This window comes from Cellulosimicrobium sp. BMG9.22 (assembly GCF_059159975.1).
Window position 1 is genome coordinate 72,984 of record NZ_JBZGBY010000017.1, and the last position, 17,656, is coordinate 90,639.

General features: G+C 74.1%; 19 protein-coding genes and 1 riboswitch. Of the genes, 11 read left to right on the forward strand and 8 right to left on the reverse strand.

Translation table 11 applies throughout. The features are described from left to right. Window positions 1-3: 3 nt before the first annotated feature. The 6 genes from AC4H2H_RS12720 to AC4H2H_RS12745 form a co-directional block, all read right to left on the reverse strand. Window positions 4-519, reverse strand: coding sequence for a hypothetical protein (locus tag AC4H2H_RS12720; protein ID WP_494371172.1), 516 nt, complete (start codon window positions 517-519; stop codon window positions 4-6). A 95-nt stretch (window positions 520-614) separates the two neighbouring features. Then, complete coding sequence (locus tag AC4H2H_RS12725; protein ID WP_494371173.1) at window positions 615-1,367, reverse strand: S1C family serine protease; 753 nt, start codon at window positions 1,365-1,367, stop codon at window positions 615-617. Further along, on the reverse strand, window positions 1,364-2,047 hold the full coding sequence (locus AC4H2H_RS12730; RefSeq protein ID WP_494371174.1) for a hypothetical protein: 684 nt from the start codon (window positions 2,045-2,047) through the stop codon (window positions 1,364-1,366). Before AC4H2H_RS12730 ends, AC4H2H_RS12725 begins: the two co-directional genes overlap by 4 nt. 89 nt (window positions 2,048-2,136) lie before the next feature. Next, entirely contained in the window at window positions 2,137-2,499 is a 363-nt protein-coding gene (locus tag AC4H2H_RS12735) for a DUF1844 domain-containing protein (protein WP_494371175.1), read from the reverse strand. 168 nt (window positions 2,500-2,667) lie between these two features. After that, the gene (locus tag AC4H2H_RS12740) at window positions 2,668-4,182 is read right to left on the reverse strand and encodes a catalase (RefSeq protein ID WP_494371176.1); all 1,515 of its coding nucleotides are present in this window, start codon (window positions 4,180-4,182) and stop codon (window positions 2,668-2,670) included. Window positions 4,183-4,335: 153 nt separating this feature from the next. Next, the gene (locus tag AC4H2H_RS12745; RefSeq protein ID WP_494371177.1) at window positions 4,336-4,800 is read right to left on the reverse strand and encodes a Fur family transcriptional regulator; all 465 of its coding nucleotides are present in this window, start codon (window positions 4,798-4,800) and stop codon (window positions 4,336-4,338) included. 481 nt (window positions 4,801-5,281) lie between these two features. Between AC4H2H_RS12745 and infC the strand changes: the two genes are divergently transcribed. From infC to thiD, 10 genes are all read left to right on the forward strand, one after another. Further along, complete coding sequence (infC, locus tag AC4H2H_RS12750) at window positions 5,282-6,253, forward strand: translation initiation factor IF-3 (RefSeq protein ID WP_494371193.1); 972 nt, start codon at window positions 5,282-5,284, stop codon at window positions 6,251-6,253. Window positions 6,254-6,353: 100 nt separating this feature from the next. After that, window positions 6,354-6,548 carry a 50S ribosomal protein L35 gene (rpmI, locus tag AC4H2H_RS12755; protein WP_494371178.1) on the forward strand — a complete coding sequence of 65 codons (195 nt, stop codon included), beginning with the start codon at window positions 6,354-6,356 and terminating at the stop codon, window positions 6,546-6,548. Window positions 6,549-6,616: 68 nt separating this feature from the next. Then, window positions 6,617-7,003, forward strand: a complete 387-nt coding sequence (rplT, locus tag AC4H2H_RS12760; protein ID WP_494371179.1) for a 50S ribosomal protein L20 — start codon at window positions 6,617-6,619, stop codon at window positions 7,001-7,003. Between the two features lie 56 nt (window positions 7,004-7,059). Beyond that, a complete protein-coding gene (locus AC4H2H_RS12765; RefSeq protein ID WP_494371194.1) occupies window positions 7,060-7,947 on the forward strand; it encodes a TrmH family RNA methyltransferase in 888 nt (295 codons plus the stop codon). Beyond that, complete coding sequence (thpR, locus tag AC4H2H_RS12770; RefSeq protein ID WP_494371180.1) at window positions 7,944-8,606, forward strand: RNA 2',3'-cyclic phosphodiesterase; 663 nt, start codon at window positions 7,944-7,946, stop codon at window positions 8,604-8,606. The genes AC4H2H_RS12765 and thpR overlap by 4 nt, the downstream gene beginning before the upstream one ends. Before the next feature lie 282 nt (window positions 8,607-8,888). Then, window positions 8,889-10,022: a phenylalanine--tRNA ligase subunit alpha gene (gene pheS / locus AC4H2H_RS12775; protein WP_494371181.1), complete on the forward strand. Its 1,134-nt coding sequence runs from the start codon at window positions 8,889-8,891 to the stop codon at window positions 10,020-10,022. Next, window positions 10,022-12,637: a phenylalanine--tRNA ligase subunit beta gene (gene pheT, locus AC4H2H_RS12780; protein WP_494371182.1), complete on the forward strand. Its 2,616-nt coding sequence runs from the start codon at window positions 10,022-10,024 to the stop codon at window positions 12,635-12,637. The genes pheS and pheT overlap by 1 nt, the downstream gene beginning before the upstream one ends. Further along, window positions 12,634-13,536 (forward strand): SDR family oxidoreductase, encoded by a 903-nt coding sequence (locus AC4H2H_RS12785; RefSeq protein WP_494371183.1) that lies wholly within the window; start codon window positions 12,634-12,636, stop codon window positions 13,534-13,536. Before pheT ends, AC4H2H_RS12785 begins: the two co-directional genes overlap by 4 nt. Window positions 13,537-13,683: 147 nt before the next feature. Beyond that, entirely contained in the window at window positions 13,684-14,355 is a 672-nt protein-coding gene (locus AC4H2H_RS12790; RefSeq protein WP_494371184.1) for a YceI family protein, read from the forward strand. A gap of 14 nt (window positions 14,356-14,369) precedes the next feature. Beyond that, a riboswitch (TPP riboswitch) is annotated at window positions 14,370-14,466 on the forward strand. After that, window positions 14,459-15,445 (forward strand): bifunctional hydroxymethylpyrimidine kinase/phosphomethylpyrimidine kinase, encoded by a 987-nt coding sequence (thiD, locus tag AC4H2H_RS12795; RefSeq protein WP_494371185.1) that lies wholly within the window; start codon window positions 14,459-14,461, stop codon window positions 15,443-15,445. Its footprint overlaps the riboswitch before it by 8 nt. Here thiD and AC4H2H_RS12800 read toward each other — a convergent pair. After that, the gene (locus AC4H2H_RS12800) at window positions 15,403-15,690 is read right to left on the reverse strand and encodes a hypothetical protein (protein ID WP_494371186.1); all 288 of its coding nucleotides are present in this window, start codon (window positions 15,688-15,690) and stop codon (window positions 15,403-15,405) included. The genes thiD and AC4H2H_RS12800 overlap by 43 nt on opposite strands. Further along, window positions 15,687-16,685, reverse strand: coding sequence for a quinone oxidoreductase family protein (locus tag AC4H2H_RS12805; protein WP_494371187.1), 999 nt, complete (start codon window positions 16,683-16,685; stop codon window positions 15,687-15,689). Before AC4H2H_RS12805 ends, AC4H2H_RS12800 begins: the two co-directional genes overlap by 4 nt. Window positions 16,686-17,122: 437 nt before the next feature. Between AC4H2H_RS12805 and AC4H2H_RS12810 the strand changes: the two genes are divergently transcribed. Further along, on the forward strand, window positions 17,123-17,503 hold the full coding sequence (locus AC4H2H_RS12810; protein ID WP_494371188.1) for a VOC family protein: 381 nt from the start codon (window positions 17,123-17,125) through the stop codon (window positions 17,501-17,503). Window positions 17,504-17,656 lie beyond the last annotated feature (153 nt).

Below are 17,656 nucleotides of genomic sequence, written 5' to 3' on the forward strand. Positions count from 1 at the left end.
GCCTCAGTGGCGACGCAGGCGGCTGATCCCCCACGCGAGCGCGGCGGAGAACGCGACGACCGCCCCGAGCGCCTGACCGCCGAGGATGACGCGGTTGAGGTCGAGCGCCGGCTGCCACCGCACGCCGGTGTCGTCGACGACGTAGACGCCCTTCGCGACGACGTGCACGCCGAACCCGCCGGTTCCGCCCGAGGCCTCGCCGTCCGCCTCGGCGTCGGCGGTCCCCGACCCGGGGTCGGGCTTCGGGGCCGTGCCCTGCGTCGCTTCGGCCTCCGGGCCTGTCGCAGCGACGCCGAGCCTGCGGCGCCAGTCGGCGGCGCCCTTGCCGGACAGCTCGCCCGCGCCGGAAGCCCAGCCGGTGCCGGTGCCGCCCCAGACGGTCGCCACGGGGATCACGAGCGTCCCGTCCCGCTCGTAGGACTCCCCGAAGACGCGGCGGACGGTGAGCGTGTCACGGGCGGCGTGCGTGATGTGGGCCGGGTCGATGGCGGGCGTGTCCGAGCTCGCGTGTGTGCTCATGGCACCCGAGACTAGACCCCGCGACCGTGGTGCGCGCGGGGTCCTCGCCCGTGTCCCGCCGACGCCGTCGCCGGGTGGCAGCAGGTCCCGAGAGGTCAGGCGTCGCACTCCGGGAGCGCGGTGAACGCGGTCTCGTCGGCGAGCATCGACTGCAGGGTGCTGACCGGAACGAGCAGCGACTTGTCGGTCGACGTCTTGGCGTAGACGACCCCGATGACCTCGCCGTCCTCGTTGAGCGCGGCCGAGCCCGAGCTCCCGGGCTCGACGGGCGCGTCCGTGACGAGCACCTCGCCGAGGTTCTCGTGGAGCGGGTCGGTCGTCGTGCCGATGACCGAGCCCTGGGTGACCGTGAGCCGCCCGCCCTCCGGGTAGCCGACGACGGTCACGGGGTCCCCGGGCGCGGGGTCGGCGGCGGCGAGCGTCGGTGCCGACGGAAGGTCCTCCGCGGTGCGTACGACGGCGAGGTCCGCCAGTCCGGCGACGCTCGCGGTCTGCGCGGCGATGTCCCGGCCGTCGTAGGTGAGGAGCTGCAGGGATCGGGACGAGTCGACGACGTGCTTGTTCGTGATGAGCGTCCGCGAGTCGACGGCGAAGCCCGAGCCCGTCGACAGACCGTCGCAGCGCACGTTGCGGATGCGCACGGCCATGCGTGTGACCGCGTCGAAACCGTCCGGTGAGAGGTTCTCCGACCCGGCGGGGTCGTCCTGCGGCGCGAAGGACGGGACGACCGAGCCCGGGACGGGCTCGGGGAGGTCGGGCAGGACCCCGCAGCCCGCGAGCGAGCCGGTGGCGAGGGTGCCGGCCACGACGAGGGCGGCGATCCGCGAGGCGTGGCGTCGCAGCGTCATCCCGCGAGCTCCTGCTGGAGCTGGGTGTTCGCGTCGGCCGCGGCCTGGCACAGCTCGTCGACCTGACCGGAGAAGCGCTCCAGGTCGGCCGGATCGTAGGCGTCGCGGTTGTTGAGGTAGCCGATGAGCTGGGTCTGCGCCGTCGTGCACTGGCCGAGAGCGGCGGCGACCTTGCCGGCGGCCTCGGACACCCGGCTCTGGTAGTCGAGGTACTGCTGGGACGCCTCGTTCTCGTCGCCGAGCTGTGCCTTCTCGTTCGCGAGCTCGCTGATGCGGTCCTGCGCGGTCGTGAGCTGGGTCCGCGCGGACTCGAGCTCGGCGTTGGCGCCGTCGAGCTCGCCCTGCAGCCGCGCGACGTCCTCGCCGAGAGAGCGGGCCTCGGCCTCCCAGTCCGCGCTGGACTCCTGCCACCGCGTCGTCGTGACCCACAGGTACGCGCCGACGCCGAGCGCCGCCACGAGGGCGAGCGCGAGCACGACGATCGCGACCGTCGTGCCGCGCCGCCGACGGTGCGGGGCGGCGGCCGTGCCCTCCGGCAGTCCCGCCCCGGAAGGCGTCGTCCCGGCGGGCTGGGGACCTGGCGCTACGGAGCCGGGCGCCGGGCCGGACGCGGCGCCGGGCGCAGGGCCGGACGGCGAGGACGCGGGCGCGAAGGACGGCGGCACGGCGCCGCGAGGCACGCTCTCCGGGTAGGTGGACGGCGGCGTCGACCGACCGGCGTGCGGACCCGGCGGGACGGCGCCGTGCTGCGGCGGGACCGACGGCGTGCTCAACTCACGGCGCCCGTGTACTTCTCGCCCGGGCCCTCGCCGAGGGGGTCCGGGTAGACCGAGGCCTCGCGGAACGCGAGCTGGAGCGAGCGCAGCCCGTCGCGCAGCGAGCGCGCGTGCTGGTTGCCGATGTCGGGGGCGCTCGCGGTGACGAGCGCGGCGAGCGCGTTGATGAGCTTGCGCGCCTCGTCGAGGTCCAGGTGGCCCTGGGCCTCGGCGTCCTCGGCGAGGCCGCACTTGACCGCGGCAGCGCTCATGAGGTGGACGGCGGCGGACGTGATGACCTCGACGGCCGCCACGTCGGCGATGTCCCGCACCGCGTCGGTGGTCGGGTCGGGCACGGCGGCGTTCTCGGTACTCATGTCGACCATCTTTCCATCCGGCGGCGTCGTGGTGTGCACCTCGACAGGCGCCGCCACGCTCTCTTGCCGAGATAGCGATCTCCGGCCGAGATAGCGACGTACGAGTCAGGTACGTCGCTCTCTCGGCCGGGGATCGCTATCTCGCGCGTGGGCCCGGAACGGGGAGCGTCAGACGCGGACCGGCTCCGTGGCGGTGCCGGGCTGGCCCCCGTCGACCGGGGCGCCCTGTGCCTCGAGCGCGGCACGCAGCGCACGACCGAGGCCCGCGTCGACGGACGTCCAGTACTGGATCGCGCGCTCGCGGATGTCCTCGCTGCGGACGGCGCCCACGTGACCGGTGATGGTCTCCAGGAACCGCTCGCGCGCGGCGTCGTCGAAGACCTCGCGGTACAGCGTGCCGGCCTGGCCGAAGTCGTCGTCCTCCGGGTGCAGGGCGGCGGCGGAGCGCGTCAGCTCGCCGTCCGCCTCCCAGCCGAGCGACTCGGCGGCCCGGGCCGGGTCGGCGTGCGCCCCGCCGCGGCTGTTGGGCGCGTAGACCGGCGTCGTCGCGGACGAGAACGAGTAGCGCATCGCGCCGTCCTTCGCGTACGAGTGCCCGCCCTCGGCGGCCGCGTGCGGCGCGTTGACCGGCAGCTCGGCGTGGTTGGTGCCCACGCGGTAGCGGTGCGCGTCGGCGTAGGAGAAGATGCGCGCGAGGAGCATCTTGTCCGGGCTCGCGGCGATCCCGGGCACGAAGCTGCTCGGCGCGAACGTCGCCTGCTCGATCTGCGCGAAGTAGTTCTCCGGGTTGCGGTTCAGCTCCATGACGCCGACCTCGATCAGCGGGTAGTCGGCGTGCGGCCAGACCTTCGTGAGGTCGAACGGGTTGAAGCGGTACGACTTCGCGTCCTCGTACGGCATGACCTGCACGGAGAGCGTCCAGCGTGGGAAGTCGCCCGCCTCGATGTGCTCGTGGAGGTCGCGGATGTGGTGGTCGGAGTCGGAGCCCGCGAGCTGCGAGGCCTCGTCAGGCGTGAGGTTGTCGATGCCCTGTGCGGTCTTGAAGTGGTACTTGACCCAGAAGCGCTCGCCCGCGGCGTTGATCCACTGGTAGGTGTGGGACCCGAAGCCGTCCATGTGGCGCCAGCTCGACGGCAGGCCCCGGTCGCCCATGAGCCACGTGACCTGGTGGGCGGACTCCGGGGACAGGGTCCAGAAGTCCCACTGCATGTCGTTGTCGCGCAGGTTCGAGCCCGGGAGTCGCTTCTGGGAGCGGATGAAGTCGGGGAACTTGATGCCGTCGCGCAGGAAGAACACCGGCGTGTTGTTGCCGACGAGGTCGTAGTTGCCCTCGGTCGTGTAGAACTTCAGCGCGAATCCGCGAGGGTCGCGCCACGTGTCGGGCGAACCGTGCTCGCCGGCCACGGACGAGAAGCGCGCGAGCATCTCGGTCGTGGTGCCGGGCTGGAAGAGCGCCGCACGCGTGTATGCGCTCACGTCCTGGGTGACCGTGAAGGTGCCGAACGCGCCCCCGCCCTTGGCGTGCACGACGCGCTCCGGCACGCGCTCGCGGTTGAACTGCGCGAGCTTCTCGACGAGGTAGTGGTCGTGCAGGACGATCGGGCCGTCGGCGCCGACCGACTGCGAGTGAGCGTCCGAGGCGACAGGTGCGCCGGCGTTCGTGGTGGTGAAGGGGGCGGTCATGGTGCTCCTTCCGTGACCCGACGGAGCGGGCCGTTAACGGGTGTTCGTGACAAACCGGTCAGGAAGTGGGTGTGGTGGGCTGCTCGAGGGTGGTGGGACGGTTTGGCGCGAGGGTCTCGCCGACGGCGCCCGCGGTGGCCGGCCGGTCGGGCGTCAGTCCGCGCAGTCGGCGCACAGGCCCCAGAACGTCACCTCGGCGGTGTCGATCCGGAAGCCCGTGGTGCTGCTGGGGGTGAGGCACGGAGCGTGGCCGATCGTGCAGTCCACGTCGGCGACGGTGCCACAGCGACGGCAGACGACGTGGTGGTGGTTGTCGCCGAGGCGACGCTCGTAGCGCGCGGGGTGGCCGGCGGGCTCGATCCTGCGGACCAGGCCCGTGTCGGTGAGCGTGTGCAGCACGTCGTACACGGCCTGCACGGACACCGAGCCGAGTGCGGACCGGGCCGCCTGCAGGACGTCGTCGGCGTCGGCGTGCTGCTGCGCCGCGACGGCGTCCAGCACCGCGAGCCGCGCCGCGGTGACGCGCAGCCCGTGGTCGCGCAGCTCCTGCTCGTGCCGGGCGCGACGGGTCCCTGCCGGATCGGTCGGCGCAGCGGATGTCGGTGCTGCTGTCGTCATGGCCTGATCCTAACCACGCTCTTTGGAGTACTTCCAATGATGGAGTGGATCGGTAGAGCTGAGACCAGGAGTGCGGTCGTCACGAGTGCCGGGCAGCGCGTCCTTCCCCGTTCCCCGTCCGGGCGGTCCTGAGGCTCTGCTATTCTTGATCGCTGACCGACCTGTGCGTCCGTTCGTCCCCGACCCTCGGGGGTGTGGGGTGCCGTGCAGGTGCGCAAGTGGATTCCATCCCACCCGGGTCTCGACCGTCGACGCACGTCGCGACAGAGGCCGGGTCCTGGTCCGGACGGGTGCCCTGCGGGGTACTCCGGCCGCTGTGGTCGTCGCGAACCTGTCGCGCGCGGCCCGACCGATGGCCTCCACCCTGCGCTCAGGGACGGGGGCCTTTCTCGTTCCGGGCGGTCTACCGACGACTTCCTAGGAGCATCACATCAGCGAGCCTCGCATCAACGATCGGATCCGCGTCCCCGAGGTCCGACTCATCGGTCCCGGCGGGGAGCAGGTCGGCGTCGTCCGCACCGAGGTTGCCCTGAGCCTTGCCCAGGACGCCGACCTCGACCTGGTCGAGGTCGCCCCGGACGCCCGCCCGCCCGTCTGCAAGCTCATGGACTTCGGCAAGTTCAAGTACGAGTCGGACATGAAGGCGCGCGAGGCGCGGCGGAACCAGGCGAACACCGTCCTCAAGGAGATCCGCTTCCGCCTGAAGATCGACCCCCACGACTACGGCACCAAGAAGGGCCACGTCGAGCGCTTCCTCGCCGCGGGCGACAAGGTCAAGGTCATGATCATGTTCCGTGGTCGTGAGCAGTCGCGCCCCGAGATGGGCGTGCGCCTGCTGCAGCGTCTGGCGGAGGACGTCGCGGAGCTCGGCTTCGTCGAGTCGATGCCGAAGCAGGACGGCCGCAACATGACCATGGTGCTCGGCCCGGTGAAGAAGAAGGCGGACGCCAAGAGCGAGCAGCGCAAGCGCGCTCAGGAGGCCGAGCCGCGGCTCACCAAGTCGGCGCAGCGAGCGGCGACGAAGGGTACCGACGAGCCGGGCGTGCAGGAGTCGGCCGAGGTCCAGGAGACCGAGGTCCCCGTGGTCGAGGACGTGGCGCAGGAGGTGTCAGCGGCTGCCGCCGCGGAGCCGACGCCCGCACCCGAGCCGACGCCGGCTGCGAATGCGGTCGCGCCGGAGCCTGCCGCCCCCGCACCGGCACCGAAGGTTGCTCCTGAGCCCAAGGCCGCCCCGGCGCCCAAGGCCGCGCCCGCTCCGTCGTCGCGTCCACGTCCGTCGACACGGTCGGCTGCGGACTCGAAGCCTGCAGCGCCTCGCCCGCCCGCACCGGCCGCGGCGCCCAGGCCCGCGACGTCCGACTCGGCGAAGCCTGCGACGCCCAAGCCTGCCGTCCCCAAGCCGGGGGTCCCGCGCCCCACGCCGAAGCCCGCGCCGCGCGGCAAGGCCGGCTGACGGCCGCACGAACTTGATCGGGGTCCGGGCCCACCGGCCCGGACCCGAGCACGTCGGCCACCGCGAGGTGGCTGACCGGACACAAGGAGAGACGGCAGACATGCCGAAGAACAAGACGCACTCGGGTGCCAAGAAGCGCTTCCGCATCACGGGTACCGGCAAGGTCATGCGTGAGCAGACCAACGCCCGCCACTACCTCGAGCACAAGTCGACCAAGCGCAAGCGTCGCCTCGCCTCGGACCAGGTGGTCTCGCCCGCCGACGTCAAGACCATCAAGAAGCTGCTCGGCAAGTGATCCGGCGCGGTGACGGGACCCGTCACCGACCGGCTCACCCCTGAGCCCCGAACTGCAAGGAGCATCACGTGGCACGCGTGAAGCGGGCGGTCAACGCCCAGAAGAAGCGCCGTACGACCCTCGAGCGCGCAGCGGGCTACCGCGGCCAGCGCTCGCGCCTCTACCGCAAGGCGAAGGAGCAGGTCACCCACTCCCTCGTCTACTCCTACCGTGACCGCAAGGCGCGCAAGGGAGACTTCCGCAAGCTGTGGATCCAGCGCATCAACGCTGCGTCGCGCGCACAGGGCATGACGTACAACCGCCTCATCCAGGGCCTCAAGGCCGCGGGTGTCGAGGTCGACCGTCGCCTGCTCGCCGAGCTCGCGGTCAACGACGTGGCGGCGTTCAACGCCCTCGTCCAGGTCGCGAAGGACGCTCTCCCCGCGGACGTCAACGCGCCGAAGGTCGCAGCCTGACCAGCGCCCACGACGCAACGGACGCCCGGACGGCGCCCGGCCCGCTCGAACCCACGCTGACGAACCCTCGCAGCGACCGGGTCAAGGCGGTCCGGGCACTGTCCGGGCGTTCGGCGCGTTCGCGCCACGGCCGGCTCCTCGTCGAGGGGCCGCAGGGCGTGCGCGAGGCGGTGCGCCATGCACCCGCCCGGGTCCGCGACGTCTACGTGACGCCGGCGGCGTGCGCGCGTCACCCGGAGATCGTCGCCGACGCCCGCGCGGCCGGGCTGCACCTCCACGTCGCGACGGCGGAGGTGCTCTCGGCGATGAGCGACGACGCGCAGGGCGTGCTGGCCGTCGTCCGGGTCGAGACCCCTTCTCTGGAGGACGTCCTCCGCTCGCTCGCGGCGCCCGGTCGTGACCGCCCGGCGCTCGTCGCGGTCCTCGCGACGGTCCGCGACCCGGGCAACGCGGGCACCGTGATCCGGGCCGCCGACGCGGCGGGCGCGGACGCCGTCGTGCTCGCGGGCGAGAGCGTCGACGTGCACAACCCCAAGGTCGTGCGGTCGACCGCCGGGTCGTTGTTCCACCTCCCGGTGATCACCGGCGTGGGTCTCGCCGAGGCCGTCGACGCGCTGCGCACCGCGGGCCTGCTCGTCCTCGCGGCCGACGGCGCCGGAGACCTCGACCTCGACGACCTCCTCGACGTCGCGAGCACCCCTGCCGACGCGCCGGCCGCGGACCTGGCAGAGGGAACGACGGACCTCGCCCGCCCCACCGCGTGGGTCTTCGGGAACGAGGCCTGGGGCCTGCCGGAGGCGGACCGTGCCCTCGCCGATGCCGTCGTGCGCGTCCCGATCCGAGGCCGGGCGGAGTCGCTCAACCTCGCGACGGCCGCCACGGTGTGCCTCTACGCGTCGAGCCGCGCGCACCGTCCGGTCGGTCCACGGGGGAGGAGCGCATGAGGCTGTTCGCCGCGCTGTACCCCGACCGTGCAGCGCTCGACCACCTCGCGCTCGCCCTCGCGAGCGCGCACGCGCTCGAGGCACGCCGGTCCGACGGCGGGCCGCTCGTGCGCTGGACGCCGCCCGAGCTGTGGCACCTGACCGTCTCGTTCTTCGGCGACGTCCCCGAGGGCGCCGTCCCCGACCTCGCCGCCGCACTCGAGCCGGAGGCGGCGGAGGTCGCGCCTCTGTCGCTGCGCCTGCAGGGGGCGGGGGTCTTCGACCGGCGCGTGCTGTGGGTCGGCGTCGGGGGAGAGGGCGCCGACGCGCTGCGCGACCTCAACGCTTCCGTGGCCGCGGCGGCGGGAGAGGCGGGTGTGCGCCTCGACCGCCGTCCGCGCCAGCGCGCGCACCTCACGGTCGCCCGTGCGGCGGCCGGCGCCCGGCAGGCGCAGCGCCGAGCCACCGCCCGGGCCCGCAGCCACGGCCGCGGCGCGCCCGACCCGACGGCGGGCGACCCTCTGGCCGCGCCGGCCGCGGCGCTCGCCGTCTACTCCGGGCCCGCCTGGACCGCAGCGGAGCTGCACCTGGTCGAATCCGACCTGTCGGACGCCTCGGGGCGCCCCGTGCACCGCACCGTCGCGTCCGTGCCGCTCGCCGGGACGGCGCCTCCCGGCTGACGACGGTGCCCGACGAACTCCATGGCCCGTCCGGTCCCCGTGTGCGAGGATGGCCCGGTGCGCACGCGAGACGATCGTCGATTTCCCGGGCCCGTCACGGGCCCGCGCGACTGACGCGTGCACCCCTCCCGCCGGCGGCGGGACGGACCGGCCCCGGACGGGCGCCCTAGAATGACGCCGACGCGCGCACCCGTGCGCGCCTCGCGCGTCCGCCCCGCGTGACGCATCCCGCGGGGCCACACCGCCGCAGGCTCCAGTCCAGCCCTCGCCAGGAAGGCACGCATGTCCAGCCCTGACGCCGAGGTCGCCCCCGCCCCGCGCGGGTCCGACGACCCGGACACCCTCTCCGCCCCTTCTCCGCTCGACGCCGACGCGCTGCAGCGCACGCTCGACGCCGCCCTCGCCGCGATCGCGGCGGCCGGTGACCTCGACGCGCTCAAGCTCGTGCGCACGGAGCACACGGGCGACCGCAGCCCGCTGGCGCTCGCGAACCGGCAGATCGGCTCGCTCGCTCCGGAGGACAAGAAGACGGCGGGCAAGCTCCTCGGCCCGCTGCGCGGGCGCGTGAACCAGGCGCTCGCCGCGCGCCAGGCCGAGCTCGAGACGGAGCGCGACGAGCGCGTCCTCGTCGAGGAGGCCGTGGACGTCACCCTGCCCGTGCGGCGCACGCCGTCCGGGGCGCGCCACCCGCTGGAGACGCTCCAGGAGCGCGTCGCCGACTTCTTCGTCGGCCTCGGCTGGGAGATCGCCGACGGACCCGAGGTCGAGACGGAGTGGTTCAACTTCGACGCCCTGAACTTCGGCGTCGACCACCCCGCGCGGCAGATGCAGGACACGTTCTACGTCGCGGGGCCCGACGGCACCGACGGCGACGACGGCACGGCGGTGCCGTCGAACCTCGTGCTGCGCACGCACACGTCCCCGGTCCAGGCGCGCTCGCTCCTCGAGCGCGGCGTGCCGCTCTACGTCGCGTGCCCGGGCAAGACGTTCCGCACGGACGCGCTCGACGCGACGCACACGCCCGTCTTCCACCAGGTCGAGGGCCTCGCGGTCGACAAGGGCCTGACGATGGCGAACCTGCTCGGGACGCTCGACGCGTTCGCGCGCGCCATGTTCGGGCCCGAGGCGCGCACGCGACTGCGCCCGAGCTACTTCCCGTTCACCGAGCCGAGCGCCGAGATGGACCTGTGGTTCCCGCAGAAGAAGGGCGGGCCGGGCTGGATCGAGTGGGGCGGCTGCGGGATGGTCAACCCGAACGTGCTGCGCGCCGTCGGGGTGGACCCCGAGGTGTACTCGGGCTTCGCCTTCGGCATGGGCATCGAGCGCACGCTCATGCTGCGCCACGGGATCGCGGACATGCACGACATGGTGGAGGGCGACGCGCGCTTCTCCGCCCAGTTCGGAACGGAGATCTGATGCCGTACGTCGCCATCGACTGGCTCGGCGACCACGTCGAGCTGCCGGAGGGCCTCACGGCCGAGCGGCTCGCTGCGGACCTCGTGCGCGTGGGCCTCGAGGAGGAGGCGATCCACGGCGCGGCCGTGACGGGACCCCTCGTCGTCGGCCGCGTCCTGGAGATGTCGCCCGAGCCGCAGAAGAACGGCAAGACGATCAACTGGTGCCTGGTCGACGTCGGCCAGGAGCACAACGTCGCCGAGATCCAGGGCGTCGACCCCGCCGACATGCCGGCGGGCGGTGCGCGGGGCATCGTGTGCGGCGCGCACAACTTTGGCCCCGGAGACCTCGTCGTCGTCGCGCTGCCGGGCTCCGTCCTGCCCGGACCGTTCCCCATCGCGAGCCGCAAGACGTACGGGCACGTGTCCGACGGCATGATCTGCTCGCAGCGCGAGCTGGGCCTCGGCGAGGACCACGACGGCATCATCGTGCTGCCGCGCCTCGGCTACGCGGCCGAGGACCTCACGCCGGGCCAGGACGCGATCGCGCTCCTGGGCCTCGGCGACGAGGTGCTCGAGATCAACGTCACGCCCGACCGCGGCTACGCGTTCTCCTACCGCGGCGTCGCGCGCGAGTTCTCGCACTCGACGGGGGCCCGCTTCACCGACCCGGGCCTGCCCGCGTCGCTGCCCACGCCGACGCCCGCGGCCACGCCTGACGGCTTCCCCGTGGAGGTCGACGACGACGCGCCGATCCACGGGACTCTCGGGTGCGACCGGTTCGTCACGCGCGTCGTGCGGGGGATCGACCCGGGGGCGCAGACGCCCGCATGGATGCAGCGCCGGCTCACCGCGTCGGGCATGCGGCCGATCTCGCTCGCGGTCGACGTGACGAACTACGTGATGCTCGACCTCGGGCAGCCGCTGCACGCGTACGACCTCGACCAGGTCGCCGGTCCGATCGTCGTGCGCCGAGCCACGCCGGGCGAGCGCCTCGTGACGCTCGACGACGCCGACCGCGCGCTCGACCCCGAGGACCTGCTCATCACGGACAGCCCCGAGGGGGAGCGCGGGTCGCGCGTGCTCGGCCTCGCGGGCGTCATGGGCGGCGCGTCCTCGGAGGTCGGTCCGACGACGACCGCGGTGCTCGTCGAGGCTGCGCACTTCGACCCGGTGTCGGTCGCACGCACCTCCCGGCGCCACAAGCTGTCGAGCGAGGCCGCGAAGCGGTTCGAGCGCGGCGTCGACCCGCGGCTGCCCGCGGTCGCCGCGCAGCGCGTGGTCGACCTGCTCGTCGAGCTCGGGGGAGGGACCGCCGACCCGGCGGTGAGCGACCTCGACCGCGTCCCCGCGCCGTCGTCGATCCGGCTCCCGGTCGGGGAGGCGGAGCGCCTCGTCGGCGTGCCGTACACCCTCGAGCAGGTCGTGGGCGCGCTCGGTGCGATCGGCTGCACCGTCGAGCGGGCGGTCGACGGCCCAGATGCGGCGGACTCGCTCGTCGTGACCCCGCCGTCGTGGCGTCCCGACCTCACCGAGCCCGCCGAGCTGGTCGAGGAGGTCGCGCGCCTCGTCGGCTACGACGAGATCCCGTCGGTCCTCCCGGCCGCGCCGGGCGGTCGCGGGCTGACCCGTGAGCAGCGCGTGCGTCGCTCGGTCGCGCGGGCGCTCGCCGAGGACGGCTTCGTCGAGACGCTCAGCTACCCGTTCGTCGGGGACACCGAGCACGACGCCCTGCGCCTGCCCGCGGACGACGACCGCCGTCGTGCGCTGCGCCTGCTCAACCCGATCGCCGACGACCGGCCCCTCATGCGCACCGACGTGCTCAGCACGCTGCTGGAGACCGTGCGCCGTAACGTCGGCCGCGGCCTGACGGACGTCGCGCTCTTCGAGGTCGGGCTCGTCACGCACCCGCGCCCCGGCGCACCCGCCGCCCCGGCGCTGCCGGGCGGCGTGCGGCCGAGCGACGAGGACCTCGCGGCGATCGTTGCCGCCGTCCCGGCCCAGCCGCGCCACGTCGCGGGCGTCCTCGTCGGGCGGCGCGAGCGTGCCGGCTGGTGGGGGCCGGGTCGCGCGGCGGACTGGACGGATGCGCTGGCCGCGGCCCGCCTGGTCGCCGAGCGTGTGGGTGCCCGGGTGACCGTCGTCGCGGACACGGCGCGCGCCCCCTTCCACCCCGGGCGCTGCGCCCGCCTCGAGCTCGCGGACGGGACTCTCGTCGGGCACGCCGGCGAGCTGCACCCGAAGGTGCTCGAGAACCTCGGGCTCCCGGCCCGCTCGGTCGCGTTCGAGGTCGACCTGTCGGCGCTCGTCGCCGGGTCGCAGGAGTCGCCCGTGCAGGCGACGCCCGTGTCCGGGTTCCCCGCCGCGAAGGAGGATCTCGCGTTCGTCGTGGACGCGGCGGTCACCGCCGAGGCGTTGCGGGCCGCCGTCGCCGAGGGTGCCGGCGACCTGCTCGAGGACCTCGCGCTGTTCGACGTGTTCACGGGCGAGCAGGTGGGCGAGGGCCGCAAGTCGCTCGCGTTCTCGCTGCGCCTGCGGGCCGCGGACCGGACGCTGACCGCCGACGACGTCGCGCGCGTGCGCGACGGCGCCGTCGTGGCCGCACGCGAGCGGGTCGGGGCGGAGCTGCGGGCATGAGCGGCGCGACGGACGGCACCGGCCCGGCGGTCGAGGCCGTCGCGCCCGCCCGGACCGCGCTGGTGACCGGGGCGTCGCGCGGCATCGGCCGCGCGATCGCCGTCGGTCTCGCCGCGGCGGGCGTCGACGTCGCGCTGCTCGCCCGCGACGCGGACAAGCTCGCGGACGTCGCCGACGAGATCGCGGCGCAGGGTGCGCGGGACGAGCGCGGAGGCCGCGCCGTCGTCGTGACGGCGGACGTGACGGACGCGTCCGCCGTCGAGGCCGCCGTCGGCGAGGCGGAGGCGGTGCTCGGGAGCGTCGACCTCCTCGTGAACAACGCGGGCCGCGTCGACGCCGAGGTCCCGCTGTGGGAGGCCGACCCCGACGAGTGGTGGGCGATCGTCGAGACGAACGTGCGCGGGCCGTTCCTGCTCGCCCGGACCGTGGTGCCCGGGATGCTCGCGCGCGGCGGTGGCCGCGTCGTGGACCTCAACAGCGGGGCCGGGTCGCACGACATGGAGGGAGCGAGCGCGTACAACGCGAGCAAGACCGCGCTCCTGCGCCTCGGCGCGAACCTGCACCGCTCCGGGTTCGCGCGCGGGCTGCGCACGTTCGATGTGGCGCCGGGCGTCGTGCAGACCGACATGACCGCGTCGATGGACATGCATGCCGACCGCACGGAGTGGACGCCGGTGGCGCGGACCGTCGAGATGGTGGTCGCGATCGCCCGGGGCGAGCTCGACGCGTTCTCGGGCGCCTTCGTCCGCGTCACGCACGACTCGCCGGAGTCGTTGCGCGCCGCGACCGACGCCGCGGCCCGCGACGGCGTCGACCTGCCGGGACCGGACGCGCGCCGTCTGCGGGTCACGCGCTGGGGCGACGACGACCCGATGCCCGGAGCGCTCCCCGCCCGGTGACCCGGACCGCTCGGTGCGCGGGTCGTGAACGTCACCCTCCGGATAGTTGAATGTTCACCTAGGTATCGGGAATGCTGAGTCGAGACACCTGACCAGTACCGGGCGGACACCGCTGTCGCGGCTCGACGACGACGCCGGAGGCGACGGATGACCACGACACGGCCGGTCCGACAGTGGAACGGCATGACCGTGCCCGACGCCGGGACCTATGTCCTCGACGAGGCGCACAAGCGCGTCGGCTTCCAGGGCCAGCACATGATGGTCGCGCCCGTGCGCGGCGAGTTCACCCGGGCGAGCGCGACGGTCCTCGTCGGCGAGGACCCGCTGGACTCCGCCGTCAGCGCGACGATCGACACGGCGAGCCTCACGACGCACCACGAGGACCGCGACGTCCACCTGCGCAGCGCCGACTTCCTCGACGTCGAGACCTTCCCGACGCTCGAGTTCCGCAGCACGTCGGTCACGTGGCAGGGCAGCCAGGACGACCAGATCCTCGCGTGGGCCCGCCTGCGCAACCGCTCGCCGGAGCGCGCGCAGCTCGCGTCGGACCGCGTGCAGACGTCCGCGGCTCCCGCCCGCTTCCTCGTCAGCGGCCTCCTGACGATCCGCGACGTCACCCACCGGGTCGACCTGACGATGCAGTACGGCGGCGCGCGGCGCGACCCCTACGGGCGCGACATCTTCGGCTTCCACGCGACCGGCGAGTTCGACCGCGAGGACTACGGGCTCGTGTGGAACGTGCTGCTCGAGACCGGCGGGTTCCTGGTCGGCAAGAAGGTCACGCTCGAGATCGCGGGCGAGGCGATCCACCAGGGCTGACGCGCGCTAGCATGACGGACGACACGGGGTGCCCCGCACGACGGGGCTGAGATGAGACCCGTCGAACCTGCTCTGGCTCGTACCAGCGAAGGGATGTCCGGCGATGACGCTCGCCCTGTCCGCACCCTCCTCCTCGTCCGCACCCGGGATCGATCCCGCCCCGGGCCCTGACGCCGCCCCGGACGCCGGCCACCGGCCGTCCCGGCCGCGCGTGCTGTCGGTCGCGGGGACCGACCCGACCGGAGGCGCCGGCATCCAGGCGGACCTCAAGACGTTCTGCGCGCACGGGGCGTACGGCATGGCCGTGACGACGGCGCTCGTCGCCCAGAACACGCACGGGGTGCGGTCGGTGCACGTGCCCGGCCCGGACTTCCTGCGCGCGCAGCTCGACGCCGTGTCCGACGACGTCGAGATCGACGCCGTGAAGATCGGGATGGTGGCCGACGCTGAGAACGCGCGCGCGATCGCCGCGTGGCTCGACGACCTCGGGGCAGCGCGCGAGGCCGTCGGCGCGCCGCGCGCGTGGGTCGTCCTCGACCCGGTCATGGTCGCGACCTCGGGTCATCGCCTGCTCGACGAGGGAGCCGAGCAGGCCGTGCGCGACCTCGCGACGCGCGCCGACGTCGTCACCCCGAACCTCCCCGAGCTCGCCGTGCTGGCCGCGCCCGCCGGGGGTGCGGGCCCGACCGCCGCCGAGACCTGGGCCGACGCGCTCGCGCAGGCGAGCGCGTACGCCACGGCGAGCGGCGTCGTCGTGCTGCTCAAGGGCGGCCACCTGCGCGGCGCGACCTCGCCGGACGCCCTCGTCGCCCCGCGACGCGGCTCCGCGCCCGTCGTGACGACGTTCGAGGGCGAGCGCGTCGACACGCCGCACACGCACGGCACCGGGTGCTCGCTCTCGGCGGCGCTCGCCGCGCTGCGTCCTCAGCGAGAGAGCTGGGACGAGGCTGCGCGGGAGGCCAAGGAGTGGCTCACGGGCGCGCTCCGGGCCGGCGCCGCGCTCCGGGTCGGGACGGGCCGTGGGCCGGTCGACCACCTCCACGCGCTTCAGGCTCGCGCGACGTCCTCGCCGGTCGTCCCGGCCGGGTAGACGCACTCGGTGCCCGGCGGCCACCACCGCCAGCGGGACTCGACCTGTCCCGCGCTGACGCCCGCGGGCCGCTCGGCGAGGCAGCGGTCCTCGCCCTGGCGCACCCCGATCGTCAGGTAGTAGGCGACGAACGCGCCCGTGACCAGGACGGCGAGCACGGTCACCGCGCGTCGGAGCGCGGGGGAGGGGCCGCCGTCGGACCCGTCGCGCTCCCCCGGACGCGGAGGTACCCAGTCCCAGCTCACGCGGCTCCGCCGTCGGGCAGGAGCAGGACCTTGCCGGTCGTGGCGCGCCCCTCGAGGGCGCGGTGCGCGTCGGCTGCGTCGGCGAGGGGGAACGTGGCGCCCACCCGCACGTGCAGTGTCCCGCCGGCGACCGCGCCGAGCACCTCGGTCGCGCGCTCGACGAGCTCGGTGCGCGTCGCCGTGTGGTCCGCCAGCTTGGGGCGCGTGAGGACGAGCGAGCCACCGGCGTTGAGCCGCTGCGGGTCGAACGGCGGCACCTGGCCGGAGGACCCGCCGAAGAGCACGAGCGTGCCCCGCCGGTGCAGCGACGCGAGCGACGCGTCGAACGTGTCCTTGCCCACCGAGTCGTACACCGCGGCGACGCCCTCGCCCCCCGTGAGCCCGCGCACGACCTCGGGCAGCTCTGCGGTGAGGTCCGCGAACGCCGTGTACTGGATCGCGTGCTCGGCACCCGCGGCGCGCGACAGCTCGGCCTTCTCCGGCGTCGACACGGTCGAGATCACGTGCGCTCCGCGCGCGACGAGCATCTGGGTCAGCAGCAGCCCGACGCCGCCCGCGCCCGCGTGCACGAGGACCCGGTTGCCCGGCTGCACGCGGTACGACGACGTGCACAGGTAGTGCGCGGTGAGGCCCTGGAGCGCGACGGCGGTCGCGTCCTCGAACGACACCGCGTCCGGGACGTGGAGCGCCTCGCGGGCCGCGACGACGACGAGCTCCGCGTACGACCCCGGTGCCTCGGTCCACACGACCCGGTCGCCGCCCGCGAACTCGTCGACCCCCTCGCCGACCTCCACGACCGTCCCGGCCCCCTCGCTGCCGACGACGTGCGGGTAGTCCATCGCGTACACGCCGGAGCGCTTGTAGGTGTCGATGAAGTTCACGCCCGCCACCGCGGCGTGGACGAGCAGCTCGCCCGGTCCCGGCGACGGGTCGGGCAGCTCGGTGTACTCCAGGACCTCAGGGCCACCCGCCTCGCGGGCCACGATCGCGTGCATGGGCCCAGCCTAGGGTCGTCGCCCGGTCGTGGTCGGGTCGGGTCGGTCGGGTCGGGTCGGTTGGGTCGGGTCTACGGCCCGCGTGGTCGGGCTGGGTGGTCGGGTCGGGTCGTGTGCCCGGGCTGCCGCGCCGTCGCCCTGGTCCGTCGTCCTCGCTTCCTGGAGCGCGGCTCTGACGCCCTTCGCACACGACCCGCCCCGACCTGGCTTCGTCCCGCCCTGGACCTCCCGCACCGTTCGGCACCTCCCGCACCGTTCGGCAGGTCGGGCTGGGTTCGGCAGCTCAAGGTGCCGAACAGCCCAGCGGAGTGCCGAACGGACGGGCGGGTGACGGCCGGGACGGGCGACGTCGGGAGGTGACGGGTCGTCCGAGCGCTCGGTCCGACCCCGCGGCGATGTCCCCGGGCCGTGTCGGGGGCGCGTGGCAGGGTCGGGTCATGGGAAACCACGCGCACGGCATCCATCACTCGATCGACTACGTCGAGCTTCCCGTCACGGACCTGGCCGCCGCGCAGGCGTTCTATGCGGCGGTGTTCGGCTGGGAGTTCGTGCCCTACGGCCCTGAGTACGCCGGCATCCGCACGCCGGCCGAGGGCGGGAAGGAGGAGGCGGGCGGCCTCCGCCTCGCCGAGAAGAACGACGTCTCGCGAGGCGGCCCGTTCGTCCTGCTGTTCTCCGACGACCTCGACGCGACCCTCGCCGCGGTGACCGCCGCCGGGGGAGAGGTCGTGCGCGGCCCCTACGAATTCCCGGGCGGCCGCCGGTTCCACTTCCTCGACCCGAGCGGCAACGAGCTGGGCGTCTGGGCGACCGCCTGACCGACCAGACCGGACGAGCACAGCAACCGGGCCGACCGGACCCACGGGAAGCCGGACCGTCAGACGAGCGGTGGGGGCGGACCGTGTGCGAAGGACGTCAAGGCGCGCTCGTGACGCGCGGACGAACGACCAGGGCGACGGCGCGCCAGTCCG

What these genes read in the sequence shown, in the direction of transcription:
- AC4H2H_RS12740 (WP_494371176.1), bottom strand. Translation starts at nt 4,182, where the DNA reads ATGACCGCCCCCTTCACCACCACGAACGCCGGCGCACCTGTCGCCTCG.
- pheS (WP_494371181.1), top strand. Translation starts at nt 8,889, where the DNA reads ATGTCCAGCCCTGACGCCGAGGTCGCCCCCGCCCCGCGCGGGTCCGAC.
- AC4H2H_RS12745 (WP_494371177.1), bottom strand. Translation starts at nt 4,800, where the DNA reads ATGACGACAGCAGCACCGACATCCGCTGCGCCGACCGATCCGGCAGGG.
- AC4H2H_RS12720 (WP_494371172.1), bottom strand. Translation starts at nt 519, where the DNA reads ATGAGCACACACGCGAGCTCGGACACGCCCGCCATCGACCCGGCCCAC.
- AC4H2H_RS12805 (WP_494371187.1), bottom strand. Translation starts at nt 16,685, where the DNA reads ATGCACGCGATCGTGGCCCGCGAGGCGGGTGGCCCTGAGGTCCTGGAG.
- pheT (WP_494371182.1), top strand. Translation starts at nt 10,022, where the DNA reads ATGCCGTACGTCGCCATCGACTGGCTCGGCGACCACGTCGAGCTGCCG.
- thiD (WP_494371185.1), top strand. Translation starts at nt 14,459, where the DNA reads ATGACGCTCGCCCTGTCCGCACCCTCCTCCTCGTCCGCACCCGGGATC.
- AC4H2H_RS12790 (WP_494371184.1), top strand. Translation starts at nt 13,684, where the DNA reads ATGACCACGACACGGCCGGTCCGACAGTGGAACGGCATGACCGTGCCC.
- AC4H2H_RS12810 (WP_494371188.1), top strand. Translation starts at nt 17,123, where the DNA reads ATGGGAAACCACGCGCACGGCATCCATCACTCGATCGACTACGTCGAG.
- AC4H2H_RS12725 (WP_494371173.1), bottom strand. Translation starts at nt 1,367, where the DNA reads ATGACGCTGCGACGCCACGCCTCGCGGATCGCCGCCCTCGTCGTGGCC.
- AC4H2H_RS12735 (WP_494371175.1), bottom strand. Translation starts at nt 2,499, where the DNA reads ATGAGTACCGAGAACGCCGCCGTGCCCGACCCGACCACCGACGCGGTG.
- AC4H2H_RS12785 (WP_494371183.1), top strand. Translation starts at nt 12,634, where the DNA reads ATGAGCGGCGCGACGGACGGCACCGGCCCGGCGGTCGAGGCCGTCGCG.
- rpmI (WP_494371178.1), top strand. Translation starts at nt 6,354, where the DNA reads ATGCCGAAGAACAAGACGCACTCGGGTGCCAAGAAGCGCTTCCGCATC.
- thpR (WP_494371180.1), top strand. Translation starts at nt 7,944, where the DNA reads ATGAGGCTGTTCGCCGCGCTGTACCCCGACCGTGCAGCGCTCGACCAC.